The sequence below is a fragment of the Paraburkholderia graminis C4D1M genome, assembly GCF_000172415.1.
Taxonomy (GTDB): Bacteria; Pseudomonadota; Gammaproteobacteria; order Burkholderiales; family Burkholderiaceae; genus Paraburkholderia; species Paraburkholderia graminis.
In genome coordinates this window covers 382,810-406,121 of sequence record NZ_ABLD01000006.1, presented here as the reverse complement: position 1 = coordinate 406,121, position 23,312 = coordinate 382,810, and the positions used below count along the sequence as shown (strand labels likewise).

Here is a 23,312-nt window from a genome sequence, read left to right as displayed (position 1 = left end):
CCCGACGCAGGTTTCCGAACCACCACGGTTGGCTGACCGCTTTCATTCGCGATAGCAGAAGATGCACTCTCCGCCTTGCCGGGACTTCCAGTTGTAATAGATCTTCTTATACGGACATCCCGACACGCACATGCGCCATCCGCGGCATTTGTCCTGGTCGATCAATACGATGCCGTCTTCTTCGCGCTTATAAATTGAACCCGAAGGACAACTCGCGACGCACGCCGGATTCAGGCAATGCTCGCACAAGCGCGGCAAGTACATCATGAAGGTGTTCTCGAACTGACCGTAGATGTCCTTCTGCACGTCGTCAAAGTTCTTGTCCTTACTGCGCTTCTCGAACTCGCCGCCGAGAATCTCCTCCCAGTTCGGCCCCCACTCGATCTTTTGCATCCGCTTGCCTGTCAGCAGGCTGCGCGGTCGCGCGACAGGCGGCGCCTTGCTTTCCGGCGCGGACTGCAAGTGCTCGTAGTCGAACGTAAACGGCTCGTAATAGTCGTCGATTTGCGGCAGATTCGGATTCGCAAAGAGCCGCGACAGCACCTTGAGCCGGCTGCCCTGACGCGGTTCGATCGAGCCGTCCGGATTGCGTTTCCAGCCGCCGTTCCATTTGTCCTGATTCTCCCACTGCTTCGGGTAGCCAATGCCCGGCTTCGTTTCCACATTATTGAACCACGCGTATTCGACGCCCTCGCGGCTCGTCCAGACGTTCTTGCACGTCACCGAACACGTATGGCAGCCGATGCACTTGTCGAGGTTGAGCACCATGCCGATCTGTGCGCGAATTTTCATGTGCGATCTCCGTGTGTCGCGATAACCGGTTCGTCGTCGAGCCAGTCGACTTTTGCCATCTTGCGCACGACAACGAATTCGTCGCGATTCGTGCCGATGGTCCCGTAGTAGTTAAAGCCGTAGCTAAGCTGCGCATAGCCGCCGATCATATGCGTGGGCTTGAGTACAATGCGCGTGACCGAGTTGTGAATGCCGCCGCGTGTTCCGGTTATTTCAGAACCGGGTACATTCACGATCTTCTCCTGCGCGTGATACATCATCACCATGCCGGGATTCACGCGTTGACTCACTACTGCACGCGCGGCAATCGCGCCATTGATGTTGAACAGTTCAACCCAGTCGTTATCTTCGATGCCAGCCCTTTTAGCGTCGCCTTCGCTGAGCCAGATCACCGGGCCGCCGCGATTGAGCGTGAGCATGAGAAGGTTGTCGGCATACGTGCTGTGAATGCCCCATTTCTGATGCGGTGTAATGAAATTGAGCGCGATCTCCGTGTGCCCGTTCGGCTTGCGGCCATGCATCGGCGATGCGGCTTTCAGATCCACCGGCGGACGATAACTCACGAAGCTCTCGCCGAATTCGCGCATCCACGGATGATCTGATAGAACTGCTGGCGGCCCGTCAGCGTGCGCCACGGAATCAATTCATGCACGTTGGTATAGCCGGCCGTGTACGACACTTTCTCGCTTTCCACACCGCTCCAGGTCGGCGAAGAAATGATCTTGCGCGGCTGCGCCTGAACATCGCGATAACGAATCTTCTCGTCCTCGCGATGCAGCGCGAGATGCGCATGATGGCGGCCTGTAATCTTCGAGAGCGCGTCCCACGCTTTCACCGCGACATGGCCATTCGTTTCGGGCGCGAGCATCAGCACGACTTCGCATGCGTCAATATCGCTGTCGATCTTCACGAGTCCGCGCGTCGCGCCTTCTTCACTGACGGTGCCGTTGAGTTCGGCGAGTTGCGCGGTCTCCGTGCCGGTCTGCCACGCAATGCCCTTGCCGCCGTTGCCGAGCTTGTCCATCAGCGGGCCAAGAGCCGTGAAGCGGCGGTATACGTTCGGATAATCGCGTTCGACCACGCTCACCTGCGGCGCGGTCTTGCCGGGTACGAGTTCACACTCGCCGCGTTTCCAGTCGCGCGCATCGTACGGTTGCGCGAGTTCGGCGGGCGTGTCGTGCATTAGCGGCGTGAGCACGACTTCTTTCTCCACGCCGAGATGACCGATGCAGACTTCGCTAAAAGCCTTTGCAAAGCCTTTATAGATCTCCCAGTCGCTACGCGCCTGCCATGCCGGATCGACTGCGCTCGACAGCGGATGAATGAACGGATGCATGTCGCTCGTATTCAGATCGTTCTTTTCGTACCACGTCGCGGTCGGCAGCACGATGTCCGAATAGAGACACGTCGTGCTCATCCGGAAGTCGAGCGTGACGAGCAGATCGAGTTTGCCTTCCGGCGCCGTGTCGTGCCATGTGACTTCGCGCGGCTTTGCATCGTCGTCGCCGAGATCGCGGCCTTGCACGCCGTGAGTCGTGCCGAGCAGATGCTTGAGGAAGTACTCGTGCCCCTTGCCCGACGAGCCAAGCAAATTGGAACGCCAGACGAACATGTTGCGTGGCCAGTTGTCCGGATGATCCGGATCCTCGCAACTCATCTTCAGCGTGCCGTCTTTCAGCCTTCGCGCGACATAGGCTTTTGCATCGATGCCCGCTGCCTGTGCGTCGCGCGCCACCTGCAATGGATTGGTCTGCAATTGCGGCGCCGACGGCAACCAGCCCATGCGTTCGGCGCGCACGTTATAGTCGATTAACGAGCCGCCGTCGTGCGCGCGATCCGCGAGCGGCGAACGAATTTCTTCGACGCCGAGTTTTTCATAGCGCCATTGATCCGTATGCGCGTAGAAGAAGCTGGTGGAATTCATTTGCCGCGGCGGACGAATCCAGTCGAGTGCAAAAGCGAGCGGCGTCCAGCCCGTTTGTGGACGCAGCTTCTCCTGACCGACGTAGTGCGCCCAGCCGCCGCCGCTTTGACCGATGCAGCCGCACAGCATCAGCATGTTGATCACGCCGCGATAATTCATATCGCTGTGATACCAGTGATTCATTGCGGCGCCGATAATCACCATCGACTTACCCTGCGTCCGGTCGGCATTGTCCGCAAATTCGCGCGCCACTAAAATGGCCTGCTCGCGCGCCACGCCGGTTATGCGCTCCTGCCACGCAGGCGTATACGGCACGTCGTCGTTGTAATCGCGCGCGCCGCCGAAGCCGCGATCCACGCCATAGTTAGCGGCCAACAGATCGAACACGGTGGCGACGAGTACTTCGCGGCGCTCGCCGTTCTTGCCGAGTGCAATGCGCGCAACCGGCACCTTGCGCACGAGTACATCGGCCTGTTTGCTCGCGGTGAAATGCGGCGTGTCGATGCCGCCGAAGTACGGAAAGCCGACCGTGACAACCTCATGCGCTTGCGCGCCGTCTTCCGCGACGGAGAGCTTCAGCTTCACTTCTGCGCCATGCCGCGCTTCTTTTGCTTCGAGATTCCAGCGCCCTGCGTCGCCGCGGCCTTCCGCGCCCCAGCGAAAGCCGATCGAACCATTCGGCAACACGAGCTTGCCGTCGACGTTGAACGCGACCGTCTTCCACTCCGGGTTATTGTCCTGGCCAAGCATGCCGTTGAAATCGTCGGCTCGGAGAAAACGGTCGGGCACCATGATGCGGCGACCATCGGCCAGCGTCTGCTCTTTTAGTTGCACGAGCAACGGTAGATCGGTATAGCGGCGCGCATAGTCGTCGAAGTACGCGCTGCGCCGCTCGAAATAGAACTCGCGCAGAATTACGTGGCCCATCGCCATCGCGAGCGCGGCGTCGGTGCCCTGGCCCGGGTGCATCCACAGGTCCGCCAGTTTGCTGACTTCCGCATAGTCGGGCGTGACCGCGACGGTCTTCGTGCCGCGATAGCGAACCTCGGTGAAGAAATGCGCGTCGGGCGTGCGCGTCTGCGGCACATTCGAGCCCCACGCAATGATGTAACTCGAGTTGTACCAGTCAGCCGATTCCGGCACGTCGGTCTGCTCGCCCCACGTTTGCGGACTCGAGGGCGGCAGATCGCAATACCAGTCGTAGAAACTCATGCAGACGCCGCCGATCAGACTCAAATAGCGGCTGCCCGCTGCATAGCTGACCATCGACATCGCCGGAATGGGCGAGAAGCCGATGATGCGATCCGGCCCATGCTTCCTGATCGTGTAGACGTTGGCCGCGGCGACGATCTCATTCACTTCGTCCCAGCTCGCACGCACAAACCCACCGAGGCCGCGCTGACGCTGATAGTCGCGACGTTGCGCGTCGTTCTCCACCACCGCCGCCCATGCATCGACGGCACTCATCGCCACCGCACGCGCGGCGCGCCAATGCTTGAGCAGCCGCGCTCGCACGAGCGGATACTTGACGCGGTTCGCGCTATACAGATACCAGCTATAGCTCGCACCGCGCGCGCAGCCGCGCGGCTCGTGATTCGGCAGCTCGGCGCGCGTACGCGGATAATCGGTCTGCTGCGTTTCCCACGCGACGATGCCGCCTTTCACGTGAATCTTCCACGAGCATGAGCCTGTGCAATTTACGCCATGTGTCGAGCGCACCACCTTATCGTGCTGCCAGCGTGCGCGGTACGCGTCTTCCCACGTGCGGTCCTCTCCGGTCGTCACGCCGTGGCCTTGCGCGAAGCGTTGGTTGCGCTGCGAGAAGTATTTAAGTCTGTCGAGAAAGTGGCTCATTGTGTAGGTCCGTTTTCGATTAACACGGCATGCCCGCATTGCGCCGCGCGTAGAACCACCACGTAAGCCCAATACACAGCAAATAGAAAACAACGAAGCAGTACAACGCGAGTTCCGGGCCGCCGGTCATCAGAATGGAACTGCCATAACTCTTCGGAATAAAGAACCCGCCGTACGCGCCGATTGCGCCTGCAAAACCAATTGCGGCCGCGCCTTCGGTACTGCCTTCACGTGTCGCATCGGCGAGCGCATTCGCATCGCCCGCGGGCACGCCACACAGGCGCAGATTCGAAAAGATCACCGGAATCATGCGGAACGTCGAACCGTTGCCGATGCCGGTCGTGAGAAAGAGCAGCAGGAACATCGCAAAGAAGCCTGTGAAGCTGCCATCGCGCGGACCCCAGGCGAGCGAGAACGACGAGCCGCCCGTCTTTGGCAGAAAGTACAGAACGCCGACGACCGCGAGCGCCATCACGACGAAATTCCACAGCGTCACGCGCGCGCCGCCGAGCCGGTCCGCGAGCCATCCGCCGAACGGCCTGATGAGTGCACCGACGAACGGCCCAAGCCATGCATACGTCAGCGGATTCACGCCGGGAAACTGGCTCTTGATAAGCAATGGAAAGCCGGCTGCATAGCCGATAAACGAGCCGAAGGTGCCGAGATACAGCGTGCACATCAGCCAGTTATGACGGCTCCTAAAGATGGTTGCCTGCGCAGCGAACGACGCCTTCACATCGGCGAGATCGTTCATTCCGAACCATGCGGCAAGCGTTGAAATGACGATACACGGCACCCAGATAAACGCCGCATTCTGCATCCACACTTGCGACGTGTGCCCGGCCTTGACGAGCGTCTGCGGCTCGCCGCCGAAGATGCCGAGCATGCCCGCCGTTACCACGAGCGGCGACAGGAATTGCACCGCCGACACGCCGAGATTGCCAAGCCCGCCATTCACGCCGAGCGCAGAACCTTTGCGTTCCTTCGGGAAAAAGAAGCTGATGTTGGCCATGCTCGAACTGAAGTTGGCGCCACCGAGGCCGCATAACAGCGCAAGCAGCAGCATCGTCGGATAGCTCGTCGTGTTGTCCTGCACGGCGAAGCCGATACCGATTGCGGGAATCAACAGCGACGCGGTGGAGATCGTGGTCCAGCGTCGCCCGCCGAATATCGGCACCATGAACGAATAGAAGATGCGCAACGTCGCGCCGGACAATGCGGGCGCGGCAGCCAGCCAGAACAGTTGATTGGTCGAATAGTTAAATCCAAGCGACGGCAAGCTCACCGCCACCACGCTCCACATCTGCCAGATGACGAAGGCGAAAAAGAGCGCGGGCACCGAGATCCACAGATTAAGCTTTGCAACGGCTTCTCCTTCGCGCCGCCAGAATGCTTTATCTTCGGGTGTCCAGATCTTCAGCGTGCGGCCGGCCCGCGCGCGTGCTGTCGAGATATTCATGATTCCGTTTCCGCAGGTTGAGAGCCGACAGTTCGCACAGGCTGTTCCGACGAGACGGGCGGAGTTGCCGCGAGTACGTCTTTCGTGCGAACTTCGGTGAAATACATCCAGATGAGCGAGACCCACACCACGCCGTAAAGCAGCATGAAGGCACTCGAACGAATGCCGGTGAAGTCGACCAGCAGGCCGAAGAGAATCGGCAGCAGAAAGCCGCCCAGGCCGCCCGCGAGCCCGACGATGCCGGAAATCGTGCCGATGTTGTCCGGGTACTCGTCGCCGATGTACTTGAAGACGCTGGCCTTGCCGAACGCGAATGCGATGCCGAGTACGAACATCAGCACCGTGAAACCGATCACGTTGAGGCCGATGTCGAAGCCTTTAGCGCCGTTCACCGTGGCAATGATCAAATGCGTGCGCGGATAGCTGAGCAGGAACAGGCACACCCAGCTCACCCACATCACCCACCACGTCACGCGGTGCGCGCCATAACGGTCGGAGAGCCAGCCGCCCACCGCGCGCAGCACGCCGCCCGGCAGCGAGAAGCACGCGGCGAGCAGCGCCGCTACGCGAAGGTCGAGACCATATTCGCCGACGTAGTACTGCACCATCCACAGAGACAGCGCAACGTAACCGCCGAATACGATGCTGTAGTACTGGCAGTACTTGAGCACCGTCGGGTCTTTCAACGCGCGCAACTGGTCGACGAAACGCACCTTCTCCGAGACGAGATGCGACGGGTCGCTGCTGCTGAGAATCCAGAACACCACAGCCGTAACCAGCATGATTACCGCGTAGACCTGAGGGACCATCGCCCAGCCGAATGCGACGACGATTGCGGGCGCAACGAACTTGTTCACCGCCGCGCCGGAATTGCCCGCGCCGAAAACACCCATCGCGAGGCCGCGCTTTTCTGGCGGAAACCAGCGCGCCACGTAGGGCGTGCCGACCGAAAACGAGCCGCCCGCAAGGCCGACGAAGAGACCGATCACGAGTAGCTGCCAATAGGCGGTGGCATAGCTCATCAGCCAGATCGCGGGCGCCGTGGCGAGCATCAACGCGGTCATGACAATGCGGCCGCCATAGCGGTCGGTCCAGATGCCGAGCGGCACGCGCACCAGCGAACCGGTGAGCACCGGCAATGCGGCGAGCACGCCGAACTCGGTCTCGTTCAGATGCAGCGAACGGCGCAGCGGAATGCCCACGACGGCGAACATCATCCACACCATGAAGCACACCGTGAATGCGAGCGTGCTGGCGATCAGCACGGACAAGGCGCGCCGGCGAGATGGGCCGTCGGTTGCTGTCGATGTCTGTGTCATGAAACGAACTCCGCTTTTCATGACATCGACTTTGGACTTTCACCGCATTAGCGAACATCCTTCGAATGGAGGGTCTCAGCGCGGCAAAAGAACTACTGCGGACTAACTACTTTTAGGCAAGACGTAGTTCTTTCGAACTATGGGTGGAAATTGATAGCGTTGAGTTGATGCTATGCAGCCGTAGGCCGACCGATTGCATTGACCGTTGCATACACCGCGGCCTGCACTCGCGAAGTCAGCTTCAGTTTGCGCAGAATGTGCTGGACGTGGATCTTGACCGTCGTTTCTGAAATGGCAAGCGCGCGAGCAATTTCCTTATTGCTCGCGCCGCGCGCGATGTAGGTGAGGATTTCCTGCTCGCGTATCGACAGCGCGGGTTCAGGCTCGGAGCCATGTTGCGCTTCGGGCTTGAGCGTTGCAGGATCATCATCGGCGATTGAACTGGCGTCGCCCTCGCCTGCGTTCGCCATCGCGCGATAGGCTTGCACCAGCTTGCCCGTCATCTCCGGGCTTACGACGGACTCGTCGCGCATGGTACGCACGATCGAATCCGCGAGCGCCTCGGCATCGACCGTTTTCAGCAGATAGCCGCGCGCGCCCGCGCGCAGCGCGGCGCCGAGGTCGCGCTCGTCCTCGCTAACAGTGAGCATCAGAATGCGCGCGTGAGGCGCTGCTTCGCGCAGATCGTTCAGTGCGTCCACGCCGTTCACGCCCGGCAGATGATTGTCGAGCAGGATCACGTCGGGTTGCAATTCGCTCGCGCGGCGTTGCGCTTCGCCTGCGTCGGCAGCTTCGCCGGCCACGCTAAAACGCGCGTCCTGGCCGAGCAGCGCGATCAGGCCACGCCGGAACAACGTGTGATCGTCGACGACGAGCAAGCGGATTGCAGTCATATCGTTCTGCCTTTGGAAACCGGTTGGTTCGTCCGCATACACGTGTCTCCGCGATGCTGCGGCAACGTCAACGTCACACAAGTGCCCTCGCCCGGCACCGATTCGACCACCACCCGCGCGCCGATGCGCGCGGCCCGCTCGCGCATGATGCGCATGCCGACATGCGTCTCGCCGAGCGTATCGCGTGCGGCATCGAAGCCCTGACCGTCGTCGCGTACCTCGAAGCTCCACGCCGGAGTCTGCTGCGCCTCAAGCCACACTTCACGCGCGCGAGCATGTTTGCGCACGTTCGAGAGCGCTTCCTGCAATACGTGCAGGACTTGCACCTTGACATCGGCGTCGAGCGGCAAGCCATGACCTTGCATCGACAGATGCGTGGTCAGTCCCGTTTGATGCTCGAACTTGCGCAACGTCGTTCGTAATGCGGGCTCCATGTCCTCGGCATCGCCGCGCGTGCGAAAGTGAACCAGCAGTTCGCGCACGTCGCCGGTACTCTCGCGCACGCCTGCATCGAGTTCGTCGACGATTCGTGCAACCGACGCATCCGTATGCGCGGGCAACGCATCGCGCAGCAATTGCACCTGGATTTTGAGGAAGGCGAGCGACTGCGCGATCGAGTCGTGCAGTTCGCTCGCGAGCAACGCACGTTCGCCGGAAACCGCCGCTTCGCGCTCGAGCGCCGTGACGCGCAGGTTTTCCATTGCGGTTGCAAGGTGACTCGAGAGCGCGTCGAACAGATCGCGGTCTTGCGCGGACAACGCTATTTCGTCGCTGAAGAAGAGATCGATTTCGCCGAGCGGACGCTGATGCAAAATCACCGGCACGGACACGAGCGTCGCGTAACCGGCGCGCGCGCAGTGGCCGAGAATCGCCGCACCTTCGGCGAGAACCGGAATCACGCGCGCGCCCGGTTCGGTGCGCGGCTCGCCGCATAGACAGCTACGCGAGGTCAGGCACTGCTCGTCTTCGATCATGAAGCGCGGCAAGCCGTCGCTTCCCAATAGCAGATACCGTTCGTTGCCCTCGTCGGACCAGCGGATCGCGACCGAATCGGCTCCCGCAATGCCCCGCATGCGTCGCGCGAAACCGTGCGCCAATACGTCGAGCGTGCTGGCCTCAGCGGCGAACGCGCTGATTTCGTAGAGCGCCGCAAGCCGCGCGCGCTCGGTTTCGAGGCTTGCAGTCTTCTCGATGACTTTCTGCTCGAGCTCCGCATAAAACTGCTGAAGATTGCGGGCCATGCGGTTAAAGCCGGCCGACAACTGACCGAACTCGTCGTGCGACGCGACTTGCACGCGCATCGAGAAATCGCCCTCCTCGATGCGAGCGAGGCCGCCGGTCAAACGCGACACGGGCTCGAGTACAAGCAGATGGCCGATGTACAGCAGCGCCCATGCACTGCCGATCGCCAGTACGAGCAGCGCAATCTGCACAACGTTGAGAATCGACGTCCAGCGGGCGAGTTGCGCTTCTATCGACGTGTCGAACGCGTCGATCATCTCGACGAAGGTGTTCGCTTCGCGCAGTATGTCGGTGGATGCGGACGATGGCGCGTCGCGCGCCTTCGCCGCATCGATCCAGATGGGCCGCAATGCCTGCCACTGCCGTTGCACGTTAGCAAAACGCGCGCGCGCTTCGTCGTTCCACGGCACCGACAGCGGACGCGCCGGATCGCCGACGCGTAGTAGTTCGAGACTCTTATCGAATTGCGTAGCCAACGCGTCGATGCGCTCGGGCGCTTCGCGCAACATCAGCGCCGCGCGATAAGTCTGCATCCGCATGCGGCCCGCTTCGTTGATGGCCGCCGCGCCGCCGTCCAGTTGCAACGTGATCCACAACGTCACGCCGATGGATGCCAGCGCAAGCGCAAGCAAGGTCGCGACGACGACCGCAAGCTTGGTGGTGAGCGGCCACGAAGAGACGGGGCGCACAAGGCTTCCGACGTCTACCCTATCGGGACATCATATTCATACTGACGTTATGCATGACCCACACCGTCCCGCCGATCAGGAACAGCGCAGCCAATGCCGTATAGGCCAATGCCATGACATTCCAGCGCTGCCCCGCCGACATGTCGATATGCAGAAAGAACACGAGATGCACGACAATCTGCACGAAGGCGAGAACGGAGAGTGCGATCATCGCGGTCTGCGCCGGGAAAGCGCCGTGCATGACAAGCCAGAAAGCAGCCGCGGTCAACACAACCGACAGTACGAAGCCGGCGAGATAACCGCGCAGACTGCCGTGACCTTGATCCGCTGAAAGTGATTGCATGTGAGCCATTTACAGCACGCTCCCCAGATAGACGAACGAAAAGACGCAGATCCACACAATGTCGAGGAAGTGCCAGAAGAGACTTAAACACGCGAGACGTGTGAGCTGGCGCTCCGACAACCCCGGGCCGCGTACGATCTGCACCGCGAGCACTGCCATCCATACGAGACCCACGGTGACGTGCAAGCCGTGCGTGCCCACCAGTGTGAAGAACGCCGACAGGAACGCACTGCGGGCCGGTCCGGCGCCCTCGGCAATCAGATGCGAGAACTCGCGCATTTCCAGAGCGAGAAACGCGAGGCCGAGCACGAACGTCACCGCGAGCCAGGCGAGTACCGCAGTGGATTTGCCGCGACGCGCGGCAAGCATCGCGAAGCCGTATGTGATGCTGCTCAACAGCAGCGCGGCGGTCTCGACCGCGACGCCGCCAATGTCGAACAGATCCTTGCCCGATGGGCCGCCCGCGAACTGATTCGACATCACGGCGAATACCGCGAAGAGCGACGCGAACAGCACGCAATCGGTCATCAGATACAGCCAGAAGCCGAAGACAGTGTCCGATGAACCGTGATTGCCGTGTCCGCCATCGAGCGAAACGGAGAGTGTATTGTTCGACATGAATCAGGCCTCCACAGCTTCCAGTTCGCGGTTATTCACCGCTGCGGCCGCAGGGCCACGCTTGCTTTCTATTTCCCGCACTTTTTCCGCAGGAATGTAATAGCCGTCGTTATCGCCGAAGCTGCGCACGATCAGCGTCGCGACGATTGCGAGCAGCGCGGCGGCCGCCAGCCACGTGATATGCCAGACGCCGGCAAATCCGAGCACGAGACTGAACATACCGATCAACAAACCGGCGCTGGTATTCGACGGCATATGGATGTCGCGATACACCGGCGCTTTCGCGTGGCCGCTCGCGGTTTCCTTCATGTGCGTATAAGCGTCGAGCTCGTGCACCGTCGGAATGATCGCGAAGTTATAGACCGGCGGCGGCGATGACGTCGCCCATTCGAGCGTGCGGCCGTCCCACGGATCGCCCGTCATGTCGCGATACTCGGGCTTGTTGCGGTTCGCCACACTGACCCACACTTGCGCCACCTGAAACACGACGCCGATAGCGATCAACACGACGCCGCATGCGGCGGCAATCAGCCACGGATGCCACGCCGGATTGTCATAGTGATTTAGGCGCCGCGTCATGCCCATGAAACCGAGTACATAGAGCGGCATGAACGAAGCGTAGAACCCCACGAACCAGAACCAGAACGCGCACTTGCCGAGCTTCTCATTGAGCTTGAAACCGAACGCTTTCGGGAACCAGTAGTGGAAACCGGCCAGGTAACCGAACACCACGCCGCCGATGATCGCGTTATGAAAGTGCGCAATCAGAAAGAGGCTGTTATGCAATACGAAGTCCACGCCGGGAATCGCCATCATCACGCCGGTCATGCCGCCGATCGTGAACGTGATCATGAAGCCGATCGTCCACAGAACAGGCGCGGTGAACTCCAGCCGCCCGCGATAAATCGTGAACAGCCAGTTGAATATTTTCACGCCAGTTGGAATGGCAATCACCATTGTCATGATGCCGAAAAACGCATTGACGTCCGCGCCTGAACCCATCGTGAAGAAGTGATGCAGCCACACGAGGAATGCGAGCACCATGATCGCGCAGGTTGCATAGACCATCGTCCGGTAACCGAATAGCGGCTTCTTCGAGAACGTCGCAATCACTTCCGAATAGATGCCGAATGCCGGCAGCACGAGGATATAGACCTCAGGGTGTCCCCATGCCCAGATCAGATTCAGATACAGCATGGCGTTGCCGCCTGCTTCATTCGTGAAGAAGTGCATGCCCATGTAGCGGTCGAGGCCGAGTAGCGCGAGCGCCACCGTCAGGATCGGGAACGTGGCCATGATCAGCACGTTAGAGCACAGTGCGGTCCACGTGAATACGGGCATTTTCATCAGCGTCATGCCGGGCGCGCGCATCCGCACGATCGTCACGAAGAAGTTGATTGCGGTAATCAACGTGCCGACGCCGGACAGTTGCAGACTCCATATGTAATAGTCGACGCCGACGCCAGGACTGAACTGCAACTCCGAGAGCGGCGGATACGCGAGCCAACCGACCTGCGCGAATTCGCCGACCACGAGCGACAGATTCATCAGGATCGCGCTGATCGCGGTCATCCAGAAACTGAGCGAATTGAGGAACGGGAACGCGACGTCGCGCGCGCCGATCTGCAACGGCACGACGAGATTGAACAGGCCGACCATTAACGCCATCGCCATGAAGAAGATCATGATGACGCCGTGCGCGGTGAAGATCTGATCGTAGTGATGCGGCGGCAGGTAGCCTGGCGAATGATAGGCGAGTGCAAGCTGGAGGCGCATCATGACTGCATCGACGAAACCGCGCACCAGCATCAGCACGGCAACGACGATGTACATCACGCCGATCTTCTTATGGTCGACGCTGGTCAGCCACTCGTGCCAGAGCCATTTCCATTTGTGAAGGCGGGTCAGTGTCGCGACTACCGCAAGCACCATGACGAGCATCAGTGCGCCCGCGCCCATGATGATGGGCTGATCGAACGGGATCGCGGAGAGTGTCAGATTTCCGAGCATGTGCTAACCCTTTGTGCGGCAATTGCTGTTTTGCGGATCAAGAACATTACCGTTGTTGTACTTCGCAATGATGTTGTTGAAGAGCCTCGAATCGACCGACGAGAAATAGTCGACCGGTTCCTTCTCGCTGGGTTTCGACACCGAGTTGTACTCGTTCATATCGAGCCGGCGCGGCGACGCTTTCACTTTGTCGACCCATGCGTCGAACTGCGCGGGCGTGACAGCAAGCGTGCGGAACTTCATATCCGAAAAGCCCTTGCCGCTGAAATTGGCGGAAATGCCGGCGTAGTCGCCCGCGTGGTCGGCGATCAGATGCAGTCGCGTTTGCATGCCCGCCATTGCGTAGATCTGGCTTCCGAGTTGCGGAATAAAAAACGAATTCATCACGGAATCGGACGTGATTCTGAAGTCGATCGGCGTACCCACGGGTACTGCAAGCTGATTGACCGACGCAACGCCGAGTTCGGGATAGATGAAGAGCCACTTCCAGTCGAGCGCGACGACTTCGACTTTGATCGGCTTGACCGCCGATTCGATCGGCCGGTAAGGGTCCAGTTCGTGCGTCGTGTTCCAGGTCAGAATGCCGAGGAACAGAATGATGAGCGTGGGTACGGTCCACACCACTGTTTCGATCGCGGTGGAGTGCGCCCACTTCGGTGCGTACGTCGCGTTGTGATTGCTCGCGCGATAACGCCAGGCAAACACGATGATCATGACGATCACCGGCACGACGACTAGCAGCATGGCCATTGTCGCCGTACTGATCAGCGACTTCTCCGCCATGCCGATGCTGCCTTTCGGATCGAGCAGCTCGAGATTGCTGCACCCCGAAAGACACGCGGAGAGCCCAGCCCCCAAGGGTATCAATACCCGTTCAAAGGTCTTTTTATTCACCATATCTGCTGATTTCCGTGGACCGATCTGAAACGCTACACAATGTTCTCGCCATGAAGACCAGACCACTACTTCATGCGCTGTGGAATTCTAAGAGTGCGGCGGGATCGGGAACATGATCCTGGACAAGCTACGTGCAGAGGTGGCCGGTGAAGCGCGTGATATATGCAGTGCTGGAGGGGGGAAAGGGAGTGGCCGCGACGATTTCAATGCGGTCGTGGTATGGAGGAGGTGGAGTCCGCGAGAGGGCCGGATGCCTTCTTTATTGTCGAACTGATGCCGTGGAGTGGCGCAGCCGCGAAATCAAGAAAATGAATATGAATCGATCTTGCCGCCTTCGATCACAAAGTGCTGTGCATCAAACGCGGGCGCGAAGAATCGCCAGTCTTCCTCGTCCGGTATGCCGGCCGGCGTAATAGTGACGCGCAGCCCTTCAGACATTGAAAGAATTACTCCGCCCGATTCGTTGGCCAAAACGTCTTCGACAATCGTCAGCCCATGCTTCACCAGCAACTCGTCAAGTTGCTCCGCCGCGCGGTGCGCTTCCTCGTCAGTCCCTGACAGAGCGTTCTGTGTGGCTATGATTTCGCCGGTCCGCTCAATCTGCCAGTTGCATTGGATGTGAAGCGCCCATTCACCAACCTGTTTAACCGCGCCTTTGAAATTCGTGACCTGTCTCAGCGAACCAAACTGCATTGTCAGCATGTTTGCGGCGTGGCTGATACCGCTCACGTTTAGCCCTCGAAGCGCAGACAGGTGACGTTCAATCTCTTTTCGCGTATCGATCATAAGGGAATCGGTTTATATTCCGGCCTCGCTACCGTAAATCGAACATGTCTTAAGTGCGCTCCATTATCCCAGTCACGATAAAGACCAAGGATCGACCTTCCCACCTGTAATCACAAAGTGCTTGGCATCCGATCCCGAAGCAAAGAACCGCCAGTCCTCCTCGTCCGATATTCCGTCCGTGGTGATCGAAATCCGGACATCTCCGGACAAGCCGATGCGCACCATGCCGTTATCCCCGACCTCAATCGTTTGAACTTCGGTCGGCCCCTTGTCTACAACCAGGTCGCGGATGCGGTGCGTCATCTCGCGCGTACTCGTTTCAGAAGCCGCAAAATCACGATAGGCTGCCAGGACTGTCGCTCCTTGTTCGATTGTCCAGTCGCATTGAATATGTAGTGACCATGCGCCGACACGTTTTATAGTTTGGCGCTTTGTCGTTATTTCCCGGATCGGCCCGAACTGCAACGTAAGCATGTCCGCTGCGTGTCCCACGCCGCTGACGTTCAGCCCGACGAGGACCGAAAGGCGCTGTTTGATCTGTTCACGCGTATCAATCATTTCAGTCATTAACCACCAGAAAAACCCACTTCAACTACTACCACGCCGCACGACCTCAAACCCCACATCGGTCACCTTGCTCTGCCCCGACCCACTAAGCCGATCGAGCAGACACCGCGCGGCCGTGACTCCAATGCGCGTGCCATCGACATGCACCGAAGTAAGTTGCGGCGTCGTCTCCGTCGCGAACTCGAGATCGCCGAATCCGCAGATCGCCAATCGCGACGGCACGCTCAACCCCATTTGCCTCGCCGCGTTCAACGTGCCGATCGCGAGCAGATCCGAGCCGCAAAACACCGCGTCGATATCCGGCGCCTGCTCGATCAAACGAGGCAGCGCCGCCTTGCCGAGCGCCACCGAACTCGGCGGCGCGACGAGTACTTCGGCAATCCCGGATATGCCCGCCTGCGCGAGCCGCTCGCGAAAACCGCGGCGACGGGCGAGCGCGCGTTCGTCGTTAGCGGACACGAGCCCTGGCTTGCGCACATTCCTTTGCAGAAAATGCTCGGCGACCGCGACGCCGATCTGGTAATGCGAAAAGCCGACCAGCATGTCGATCGGTCGATCGGTCATGTCCCACGTCTCGACAATCGGAATGCCGACGTTCGCAAGCCGCTCGCGCAGCGAATCGGTATGCGCGACGCCCGTCAGCAGCACGCCTTCGGGACGGCGGCTCAGCACTGCGTCGAGCAAAACCTCTTCGCTCGAATCGTCGTAGCCGCTCAGCGCGAGCAGCACCTGGTAGCCGGCGCGCGACATGGTCTCGCTGAATACCTGAATGGTTTCGGAAAACAGCGAATGCGCGATGGTCGGCACGATCGCCGCGATGAGCCGCGAGCGCGACGACGACAAGCCGCCCGCGAGTCTGTTCGGCACATAGCCGAGCTTTTGCACGACCTGCCGCACGCGTTCCAGCGTTTCCGGCGCGACCGTCTCGGGGCTGTTGAACACGCGCGACACCGTGATCGGCGCGACGCCCGCTTGCGCGGCGACATCGGTGATGCGCAAGCCCTTGGGACCGCCGCGCATGCGCCGGACGGGCGCCGCCGCGTCGGGCAACTCGGCGCCGGCGGCAGCGGGCGGTTCTTTATTCGGCATGGTGGCTGACAGAAGAAGATGGATCGCGCGCGTATTCTAAACCGCGCCATATCGCGCACGGCTCGGGCACTCGCGCGACATGCATCGAGCGCTGCGCGTCGTGGCTTACTCAGTCACCGCGACCACGCTTTGCGCGGCTCGCGCGCCTCGGTCGCGACGCAAGATGAAAACCGTGACGATAGCGAATACGAGCAGGCAGGTCGCGGGAATCATCATCGGCGCCTTCACGCTGCCCGTCGTTTGACGCACCCACGGCACGAGGTTCTGCGCGATGAAGCCGCCGATGTTGCCGAGCGAATTGATCGCGGCAATGCCGGCCGCGGCACGCGCGCCGAACAGGAATTTCGGCGGCAAGGTCCAGAAGCACGGAATCAGCAGATACATGCACGGCGCGCCGAAACACAGCGCGATGAAGCGCAGCGTGTTGGTCGGCAGAAACACGGCGCTCGCGAAACACATCACGCCGAGCAGTGCCGAAACCAGCATTGCGATGAGCGCGCGATTGCCGGTGCCGCGCAGTTTCGAAGGCAACCATGCGAGCACGATGGTCGCCATCAGCCACGGAATGATGTTGAGCAAACCGTTTGTCGTGTTGCTCACGCCAAAGCCCTTCACGAGCGTCGGCAACCAGTAGCTCACGCCGTAGACTGAAATGGACAGCATCATGTAGTAGAGCGCCATGCCGATCACGCGCGGCTCGGTCAACACGCTCAGCAGCGAACCGTGCGTCGCAACGCTCGCCCTGATCTGCGCGCGCTCGGCATCGAGCGTGTTCGTGAGCCACTGCTTCTCGTCGGCGGAAAGAAACTTGGCTTCTTTCGGCGACGACGGCAACAGGAACAGCACCACCACGGTCAACAGCACCGACGGCAGTCCGGTGACGATGAACACGAGTTGCCAGCCGTCCAGCCCCGCGAGCCCGCCCTTGTCCAGCAGCCAGCCGCAAATCGGCGCCCCGACCATATTGCCGAGACTGCTGCCCACCGTGAAATAGCCGAGCATGCGCACGCGATGCCGCGACGGGAACCACAGCGTCAGATAATAGATCACGCCAGGATATAAACCCGCTTCCGATGCGCCGAGCAGAAAACGCAGCACGTAAAACATCGTCGCGTTCTGCGTGAAGGCGAGCAATATCGTCACCACGCCCCACGTCAACATGATGCGCGCCATCCAGCGCGGCGCGCCGTACTTGTGCAGCATCACATTGCTCGGCACTTCGAAAATCAGATAGCCGATGAAGAACAGCGACGCGCCCAGACCATACGCGACCTCGGAAAGTCCGAGGCTGCCGAGCATTTGCAGCTTCGCAAAGCTGATATTGGAGCGGTCGATATAGGCAACCAGATAAAGCAGCCCCAGCAGCGGCATCAAACGCAGGGCAAGGCGGTTGATCAGGCGCGATTCGGCGATGGCCGGTGTCATGGTGCTCACAACGTCTCCTACGGCCGCGTGTTTTGCGCGAGCCTGTTTCCTGCGATGGATCAATCAAGCGTCGTTCGATTCGGCGATGCAGATGCAGATGCAGATGCCACGCCGCTTATGGCCGTTGCGCACGCCATTGCGCGTACGCGGCCAGCGTTTCCTCGTTCGGCGGATAAGTGCCGCGCAATGGCCGCCCTTCTTCGATCCGCGCGGCGATGAACACTTCGAGCTGCTCCTGCTCGGCGGCATCGCGCGCGACATCGGCGGCCATTTCACGCGGCACGATCACCACGCCGTCCACGTCCGCGACGACGATGTCGCCCGGATACACCGCCACGCCGCCGCACGCGATCGGCACGTTCATATCGACCGCATGATGTTTCGCGAGATTGAGCGGCGCGTCTCGCGCCCGCGCACCAGATCGGCAAGCCGAGCGCCGCGATGGTGCCGCTGTCGCGCACGGGTCCGTCCGACACCATGCCCGCGACGCCGCGCTTCGCAAGACGCAACGCGAGAATCGAACCGACCGATGCCACCGACCGCTCGCCGCGGCAGTCCTGCACGAGCACGCTGCCGGCAGGCGCCGTTTCGACGGCCTTGCGCTGAGGATGATCCGGGTCCTGAAACACGCCGACGTGATCGAGGTCTTCGCGCGCCGGAATATTGCGCAGCGTGAACGCGGGACCGACGACATTCGGCGCGCCGGGCGCGGGCTTCACGAGCGGCGCGACGCCTTGCAAGAACACGTTGCGCAAGCCGCGCTTGAAGAGTTGCGTGGTCAAGGTAGCGGTGCTGACGTGCCTCAACTGTTCGAGCGTCGCTTCGCTCACGACGATTTCGGATGCGGTCATGAAGGACTCCGTTTTAATTAGTGGATCTCGGGTTCGCCGCGTTTCGCGTCCGGCGCGCTTTGTGCCGTGTCGCGCGAAGCCGTGGCCTTCAGCGGCTCTTCGAGAAAGTCGAAGTCGCAGCCTTTATTCGCCTGCAACACATGCAACTGATGCATCACGCCGAAGCCGCGCTCGAATGGCAGTTTCGGCGGCTGCCACGCGGCTTTGCGCGCGGCGAGTTCTTCGTCGGTGACATCGAGATGCAAACGCCGCGCGGCCACGTCGAGCTCGATCATGTCGCCGTCCTTCACGAGCGCAAGCGGACCGCCGACGAACGACTCGGGCGCCACATGCAGCACGCACGCGCCGTAACTCGTTCCGCTCATGCGCGCGTCCGAAATGCGCACCATGTCGCGCACGCCCTGCTTCAGGAGCTTTTGCGGAATCGGCAGTTGGCCCCATTCGGGCATGCCGGGCGCGCCGACCGGCCCCGCGTGCTGAAGGACGATCACCGAATCGGCGCTCACGTCGAGCTCTTCCATGTCGATGCGCGCCGCCATGTCCGCGTAATCCTTGAACACCACGGCGGGACCGCGATGCTTGAGAAGATGCGCTTCCATCGCGGCCGGTTTGATCACCGCGCCGTCGGGGGCGAGATTGCCGGTCAGCACGGCGAGGCCGTCGCTTGCCACGACGGGATTGCTGCGTCGACGGATCACGTCGTCGTTGAATATTTCGGCACCCGAAATATTTTCTCCGAGCGTCGCGCCGTTGACCGTCAGTTGCGAGCCGTCTATCAGATCGCCCAGTTCCACCAGCAGCGCGCGCAAGCCGCCCGCGTAAAAGAAGTCTTCCATCAGGTACTGACCCGACGGCCGCAGATTGCCGATCACAGGCGTGATACGCGACAGTTCGTCGAAGCGCGCGGTCGTGAGGTCGATGCCGGCGCGACGCGCCACGGCCACCAGATGCACAATCGCATTGGTCGACCCCGACATCGCGAGCACGGTGGTGACGGCGTTATCGAATGATTTCGCGGTGAGAATGTCCGACGGCTTCAGGTCGGTCCACACCATCTCGACGATGCGCTGCCCGGTCAGCGACGCGAACTGCGCATGCCGCGAGTCGACGGCGGGAATCGACGAAAAGCCCGGCAGCGTGAGGCCGAGCGCTTCGGCCGCGCTCGTCATCGTCGAAGCAGTGCCCATCGTCATGCAATGGCCAGGCGAGCGCGCGATGCCGCTCTCGATGCCCTTCCACTCGTCCTCGGTGATGTTGCCCGCGCGCAGTTCGGCCCAGTATTTCCAGGTGTCCGAACCGCTGCCGAGCGTGCGGCCGTTCCAGTTGCCGCGCAGCATCGGACCTGCCGGCAGAAAGATCGCCGGCAGGTTCATGCTGATCGCGCCCATCAGCAGGCCAGGCGTGGTCTTGTCGCAGCCGCCCATCAGCACGCAGCCGTCGAACGGATACGACTTCAGGATTTCCTCCGTCTCCATCGCGAGGAAATTGCGGTACAGCATCGTGGTCGGTTTCTGGAACGGCTCGGCCAAAGTCATTACCGGCATCTCGACCGGAAAGCCGCCGGCTTGCCAGATGCCGCGCTTCACTTCCTCGACGCGCTGCTTGAAATGCGTGTGGCACGAGTTGATCTCGCTCCACGTATTGACGACGGCGATCACCGGCTTGCCCATGTAATCGGACGCGTGATAGCCCATTTGCGCCGTGCGCGACCGATGACCGAACGAGCGAAGGTCGTTCACGCCATACCAGCGATAACTGCGCAACTGCTCGGATGTTTTGCGGTTCGCCACTGATGTCTCCATGGTATCGCTACCATCCCGCCACAAGGCTTGGTCGCGGGACGGCGCTGTCCTGATAGACGCGATGGTAGCGATACCATCCGACGCTGTCGCTCAGGGATATTACCGACGAGGCTCCTGCGTCCGCGATTGACGGCACGAGGCGATCGGACTAGCATTGTTCCATCCAACGATCATTGGTTCTATTCAATAGAACAAACACCGGAGCAGATCATGGCCCGCAGTAGCGAGACGGCGCGTACGCCGCAAGGCGTCACCTCGAGCGGCATCGACGTGCTGGACCGCGCCGCGTCGATCCTTTTTGCGTTTCGCCGCAATGACGAACCGCTCACGCTGACGCAGCTTTCCGAACGCACGGGGCTGTACAAGAGCACGCTGTCGCGGCTCACGCAGGCGCTGTGTCATCACCAGCTTCTGATTCGCCGCGACGACGGGCGCTACTGGATCGGCTCGGCCGCGATGCATCTGAGCGCGGTCTATGAGGCCGGTTTCGATCTGCGCGACATCCTGCTGCCCGCGATGAAGGAATTGAGCGAGGAAACCGGCGAGGCCGTTTCGTTTCATGTGCGCGAGCGCGATCACCGCGTGTGCCTGTATCGCATTGCGTCGCGCCACTCGATCCGCGCCGAAGTGCAGCAAGGCGACACGCAACCGCTCGAACGCGGCGCGGGCGGCCGCGTGCTGCTCGCGTTCGCCGGCGAACCCGGCGAGCCGTACGAGACCGTGCGCTCGCGCTACGTGTATCTGTCGATGGGCGAACGCGACCGCGAAACGTCGGGCATTTCGGCGCCGGTGTTCCGCGTCGGCCAGGAACTCGTCGGCGCGCTCGGCATCGTCGGACCCTCCGCGCGCATGGGCATGGAAGAGATGGAGCGCTATCGCCCGCGCCTGCTGGAATTCGCCGCGCGCGTGACGAAGGCGTTGGGCGGCGACGCGGAGCCTTTGCTCGCGGCGGCGTCGGCTACAGAAACCGCGTCGCGCTGACGACACATCACACCGCATTTTAATTCGGACTACTTGCATGATCATCGACATTCACGGTCACTACACGACCGCGCCCAAAGCGCTCGAAACATGGCGCAATCGCCAGATCGCCGCGCTCGGCAATCCCACTGACGCGCCCAGGCCGTCCGAACTGCAAATCAGCGACGACGAACTGCGCGAGTCAATCGAAACCAACCAGTTGCGTCTGATGCGCGAACGCGGCCTCGACCTCACCGTCTTCAGCCCGCGCGCAAGCTTCATGGCGCATCACATCGGCGACTTCAACGTGTCGAGCACGTGGGCCGCGATCTGCAACGAACTGTGCTATCGCGTGAGCCAGTTGTTTCCCGCGAACTTCGTTCCGGCTGCGATGCTGCCGCAAAGCCCCGGTGTGGACGTCGCCACCTGCATTCCCGAACTCGTGAAGTGCGTCGAGCAGTACGGCAATGTCGCGATCAATCTGAACCCCGATCCATCGGGCGGACACTGGACGAGTCCGCCGCTCTCCGACCGCTACTGGTATCCGATCTACGAGAAGATGGTCGAGTACGACATTCCCGCGATGGTCCATGTCAGCACGAGTTGCAACGCCTGCTTTCACACCACGGGCGCGCATTACCTGAACGCGGACACCACCGCGTTCATGCAATGCCTCACGTCCGATCTGTTCCGCGACTTCCCCACGCTCAGGTTCGTGATTCCTCACGGCGGCGGCGCAGTGCCCTATCACTGGGGACGTTTCCGCGGCCTTGCACAGGAAATGAAAAAGCCGCTGCTCGAAGAGCATTTGTTGAAGAACATTTTCTTCGACACCTGCGTCTATCACCAGCCGGGCATCGACCTGCTGACGAAAGTGATTCCCGTCGACAACATTCTCTTTGCCAGCGAAATGATCGGCGCGGTGCGCGGCATCGATCCGCAAACCGGCCACTATTTCGACGATACGAAGCGCTATGTCGAAGCGGCGGAGATGAATCCGCAACAGCGCGACAAGATCTATGAAGGCAATGCGCGGCGCGTCTATCCGCGCCTCGATGCCGCACTCAAAGCACAAGGACGTTGAACATGTTTGAACTCGGCGTGGTTTATCGCAACATCGCGCGCGCGGATAGCCGCGTCGCGGAAGGACTCGGCGCGCTCGGCAGCGCAACCGTTCACGAAGCCATGGGGCGCGTCGGCCTGATGAAGCCGTACATGCGGCCGATCTACACCGGCGCGCACGCATCGGGCACCGCCGTCACGGTGCTGCTGCATCCCGGCGACAACTGGATGCTGCACGTCGCGGCCGAACAGATTCAACCGGGCGATGTGGTCGTGGCCGCGGTCACCGCCGACTGCACCGACGGCTATTTCGGCGACCTGCTCGCAACGAGTTTCCAGGCGCGCGGCGCGCGGGCGCTCATCATCGATGCAGGCGTGCGCGACGTGACCGTGCTCACCGACATGGGCTTCCCTGTCTGGAGCAAGGCGATCTCGGCGAAGGGCACGATCAAGGCGACGCTCGGCTCGGTGAATATTCCGGTGGTCTGCGCGGGCGCACTGGTGACGCCCGGGCGATGTGATCGTCGCCGATCACGACGGCGTGGCCGTGGTGCCGTCGGCGCAAGCGCAAGAGACGCTCGACAAGGCCAGCGCGCGCGAAGCAAACGAAGCGCAAAAGCGCGCGAAGCTCGCCTCCGGCGTGCTGGGCCTCGACATGTATCAGATGCGCGAGCCGTTGCGGCAACTGGGGCTGCGCTACATCGACTGAGTGTTAAGCGTGATGCCGATC

Annotated in this window: 15 protein-coding genes and 4 pseudogenes; 3 read left to right on the top strand and 16 right to left on the bottom strand. The window is 61.0% G+C overall.

Translation table 11 applies throughout. The features are described 5' to 3' along the window. From narH to araD, 16 genes and pseudogenes are all read right to left on the bottom strand, one after another. Positions 1-792: pseudogene (narH, locus tag BGRAMDRAFT_RS14090) on the bottom strand (nitrate reductase subunit beta); the annotation flags it as partial. Then, positions 789-4,570: pseudogene (locus BGRAMDRAFT_RS14085) on the bottom strand (nitrate reductase subunit alpha). The pseudogenes narH and BGRAMDRAFT_RS14085, both read right to left, overlap by 4 nt. Before the next feature lie 19 nt (positions 4,571-4,589). Beyond that, a complete protein-coding gene (locus tag BGRAMDRAFT_RS14080) occupies positions 4,590-6,029 on the bottom strand; it encodes a NarK family nitrate/nitrite MFS transporter (protein WP_006049434.1) in 1,440 nt (479 codons plus the stop codon). Continuing rightward, positions 6,026-7,348 carry an MFS transporter gene (locus tag BGRAMDRAFT_RS14075; protein ID WP_006049433.1) on the bottom strand — a complete coding sequence of 441 codons (1,323 nt, stop codon included), beginning with the start codon at positions 7,346-7,348 and terminating at the stop codon, positions 6,026-6,028. The genes BGRAMDRAFT_RS14080 and BGRAMDRAFT_RS14075 overlap by 4 nt, the downstream gene beginning before the upstream one ends. Before the next feature lie 170 nt (positions 7,349-7,518). After that, positions 7,519-8,241, bottom strand: coding sequence for a response regulator (locus tag BGRAMDRAFT_RS14070; protein WP_006049432.1), 723 nt, complete (start codon positions 8,239-8,241; stop codon positions 7,519-7,521). Continuing rightward, the gene (locus tag BGRAMDRAFT_RS14065) at positions 8,238-10,172 is read right to left on the bottom strand and encodes a type IV pili methyl-accepting chemotaxis transducer N-terminal domain-containing protein (RefSeq protein ID WP_006049431.1); all 1,935 of its coding nucleotides are present in this window, start codon (positions 10,170-10,172) and stop codon (positions 8,238-8,240) included. The genes BGRAMDRAFT_RS14070 and BGRAMDRAFT_RS14065 overlap by 4 nt, the downstream gene beginning before the upstream one ends. Positions 10,173-10,191: 19 nt before the next feature. Beyond that, positions 10,192-10,524, bottom strand: coding sequence for a cytochrome o ubiquinol oxidase subunit IV (gene cyoD / locus BGRAMDRAFT_RS14060; RefSeq protein ID WP_006049430.1), 333 nt, complete (start codon positions 10,522-10,524; stop codon positions 10,192-10,194). Beyond that, positions 10,525-11,133 carry a cytochrome o ubiquinol oxidase subunit III gene (gene cyoC / locus BGRAMDRAFT_RS14055; RefSeq protein WP_006049429.1) on the bottom strand — a complete coding sequence of 203 codons (609 nt, stop codon included), beginning with the start codon at positions 11,131-11,133 and terminating at the stop codon, positions 10,525-10,527. A 3-nt stretch (positions 11,134-11,136) separates the two neighbouring features. After that, positions 11,137-13,143: a cytochrome o ubiquinol oxidase subunit I gene (gene cyoB / locus BGRAMDRAFT_RS14050; RefSeq protein ID WP_006049428.1), complete on the bottom strand. Its 2,007-nt coding sequence runs from the start codon at positions 13,141-13,143 to the stop codon at positions 11,137-11,139. 3 nt (positions 13,144-13,146) lie between these two features. Next, positions 13,147-14,040 (bottom strand): ubiquinol oxidase subunit II, encoded by an 894-nt coding sequence (gene cyoA, locus BGRAMDRAFT_RS14045; protein ID WP_006049427.1) that lies wholly within the window; start codon positions 14,038-14,040, stop codon positions 13,147-13,149. A gap of 300 nt (positions 14,041-14,340) precedes the next feature. After that, positions 14,341-14,826 (bottom strand): hypothetical protein, encoded by a 486-nt coding sequence (locus BGRAMDRAFT_RS14040; RefSeq protein ID WP_044021026.1) that lies wholly within the window; start codon positions 14,824-14,826, stop codon positions 14,341-14,343. A gap of 72 nt (positions 14,827-14,898) precedes the next feature. After that, a complete protein-coding gene (locus BGRAMDRAFT_RS14035) occupies positions 14,899-15,393 on the bottom strand; it encodes a hypothetical protein (protein ID WP_232292265.1) in 495 nt (164 codons plus the stop codon). A gap of 21 nt (positions 15,394-15,414) precedes the next feature. After that, positions 15,415-16,482 carry a LacI family DNA-binding transcriptional regulator gene (locus BGRAMDRAFT_RS14030; protein WP_006049424.1) on the bottom strand — a complete coding sequence of 356 codons (1,068 nt, stop codon included), beginning with the start codon at positions 16,480-16,482 and terminating at the stop codon, positions 15,415-15,417. A gap of 105 nt (positions 16,483-16,587) precedes the next feature. Next, the gene (locus BGRAMDRAFT_RS14025; protein ID WP_006049423.1) at positions 16,588-17,916 is read right to left on the bottom strand and encodes an MFS transporter; all 1,329 of its coding nucleotides are present in this window, start codon (positions 17,914-17,916) and stop codon (positions 16,588-16,590) included. A 106-nt stretch (positions 17,917-18,022) separates the two neighbouring features. Next, a pseudogene (locus tag BGRAMDRAFT_RS14020) lies at positions 18,023-18,758 on the bottom strand (ribonuclease activity regulator RraA). A 17-nt stretch (positions 18,759-18,775) separates the two neighbouring features. Beyond that, complete coding sequence (araD, locus tag BGRAMDRAFT_RS14015) at positions 18,776-20,560, bottom strand: L-arabinonate dehydratase (RefSeq protein ID WP_044021022.1); 1,785 nt, start codon at positions 20,558-20,560, stop codon at positions 18,776-18,778. A gap of 210 nt (positions 20,561-20,770) precedes the next feature. On the opposite strand from araD, the gene BGRAMDRAFT_RS14010 reads away from it, so the two are divergent. The 3 genes and pseudogenes from BGRAMDRAFT_RS14010 (at position 20,771) to ligK (ending at position 23,291) form a co-directional block, all read left to right on the top strand. After that, on the top strand, positions 20,771-21,541 hold the full coding sequence (locus BGRAMDRAFT_RS14010) for an IclR family transcriptional regulator (RefSeq protein WP_006049419.1): 771 nt from the start codon (positions 20,771-20,773) through the stop codon (positions 21,539-21,541). A gap of 37 nt (positions 21,542-21,578) precedes the next feature. Continuing rightward, entirely contained in the window at positions 21,579-22,604 is a 1,026-nt protein-coding gene (locus BGRAMDRAFT_RS14005) for an amidohydrolase family protein (protein WP_006049418.1), read from the top strand. A 2-nt stretch (positions 22,605-22,606) separates the two neighbouring features. Beyond that, positions 22,607-23,291 (top strand): annotated as a pseudogene (gene ligK / locus BGRAMDRAFT_RS14000) (4-carboxy-4-hydroxy-2-oxoadipate aldolase/oxaloacetate decarboxylase). The last annotated feature ends 21 nt before the right edge of the window (positions 23,292-23,312 follow it).

What these genes read in the sequence shown, in the direction of transcription:
- BGRAMDRAFT_RS14035 (WP_232292265.1), bottom strand. Translation starts at nt 15,393, where the DNA reads ATGACTGAAATGATTGATACGCGTGAACAGATCAAACAGCGCCTTTCG.
- BGRAMDRAFT_RS14030 (WP_006049424.1), bottom strand. Translation starts at nt 16,482, where the DNA reads ATGCCGAATAAAGAACCGCCCGCTGCCGCCGGCGCCGAGTTGCCCGAC.
- cyoD (WP_006049430.1), bottom strand. Translation starts at nt 10,524, where the DNA reads ATGGCTCACATGCAATCACTTTCAGCGGATCAAGGTCACGGCAGTCTG.
- cyoC (WP_006049429.1), bottom strand. Translation starts at nt 11,133, where the DNA reads ATGTCGAACAATACACTCTCCGTTTCGCTCGATGGCGGACACGGCAAT.
- BGRAMDRAFT_RS14010 (WP_006049419.1), top strand. Translation starts at nt 20,771, where the DNA reads ATGGCCCGCAGTAGCGAGACGGCGCGTACGCCGCAAGGCGTCACCTCG.
- araD (WP_044021022.1), bottom strand. Translation starts at nt 20,560, where the DNA reads ATGGAGACATCAGTGGCGAACCGCAAAACATCCGAGCAGTTGCGCAGT.
- cyoB (WP_006049428.1), bottom strand. Translation starts at nt 13,143, where the DNA reads ATGCTCGGAAATCTGACACTCTCCGCGATCCCGTTCGATCAGCCCATC.
- cyoA (WP_006049427.1), bottom strand. Translation starts at nt 14,040, where the DNA reads ATGGTGAATAAAAAGACCTTTGAACGGGTATTGATACCCTTGGGGGCT.
- BGRAMDRAFT_RS14040 (WP_044021026.1), bottom strand. Translation starts at nt 14,826, where the DNA reads ATGATCGATACGCGAAAAGAGATTGAACGTCACCTGTCTGCGCTTCGA.
- BGRAMDRAFT_RS14080 (WP_006049434.1), bottom strand. Translation starts at nt 6,029, where the DNA reads ATGAATATCTCGACAGCACGCGCGCGGGCCGGCCGCACGCTGAAGATC.
- BGRAMDRAFT_RS14005 (WP_006049418.1), top strand. Translation starts at nt 21,579, where the DNA reads ATGATCATCGACATTCACGGTCACTACACGACCGCGCCCAAAGCGCTC.
- BGRAMDRAFT_RS14075 (WP_006049433.1), bottom strand. Translation starts at nt 7,348, where the DNA reads ATGACACAGACATCGACAGCAACCGACGGCCCATCTCGCCGGCGCGCC.
- BGRAMDRAFT_RS14070 (WP_006049432.1), bottom strand. Translation starts at nt 8,241, where the DNA reads ATGACTGCAATCCGCTTGCTCGTCGTCGACGATCACACGTTGTTCCGG.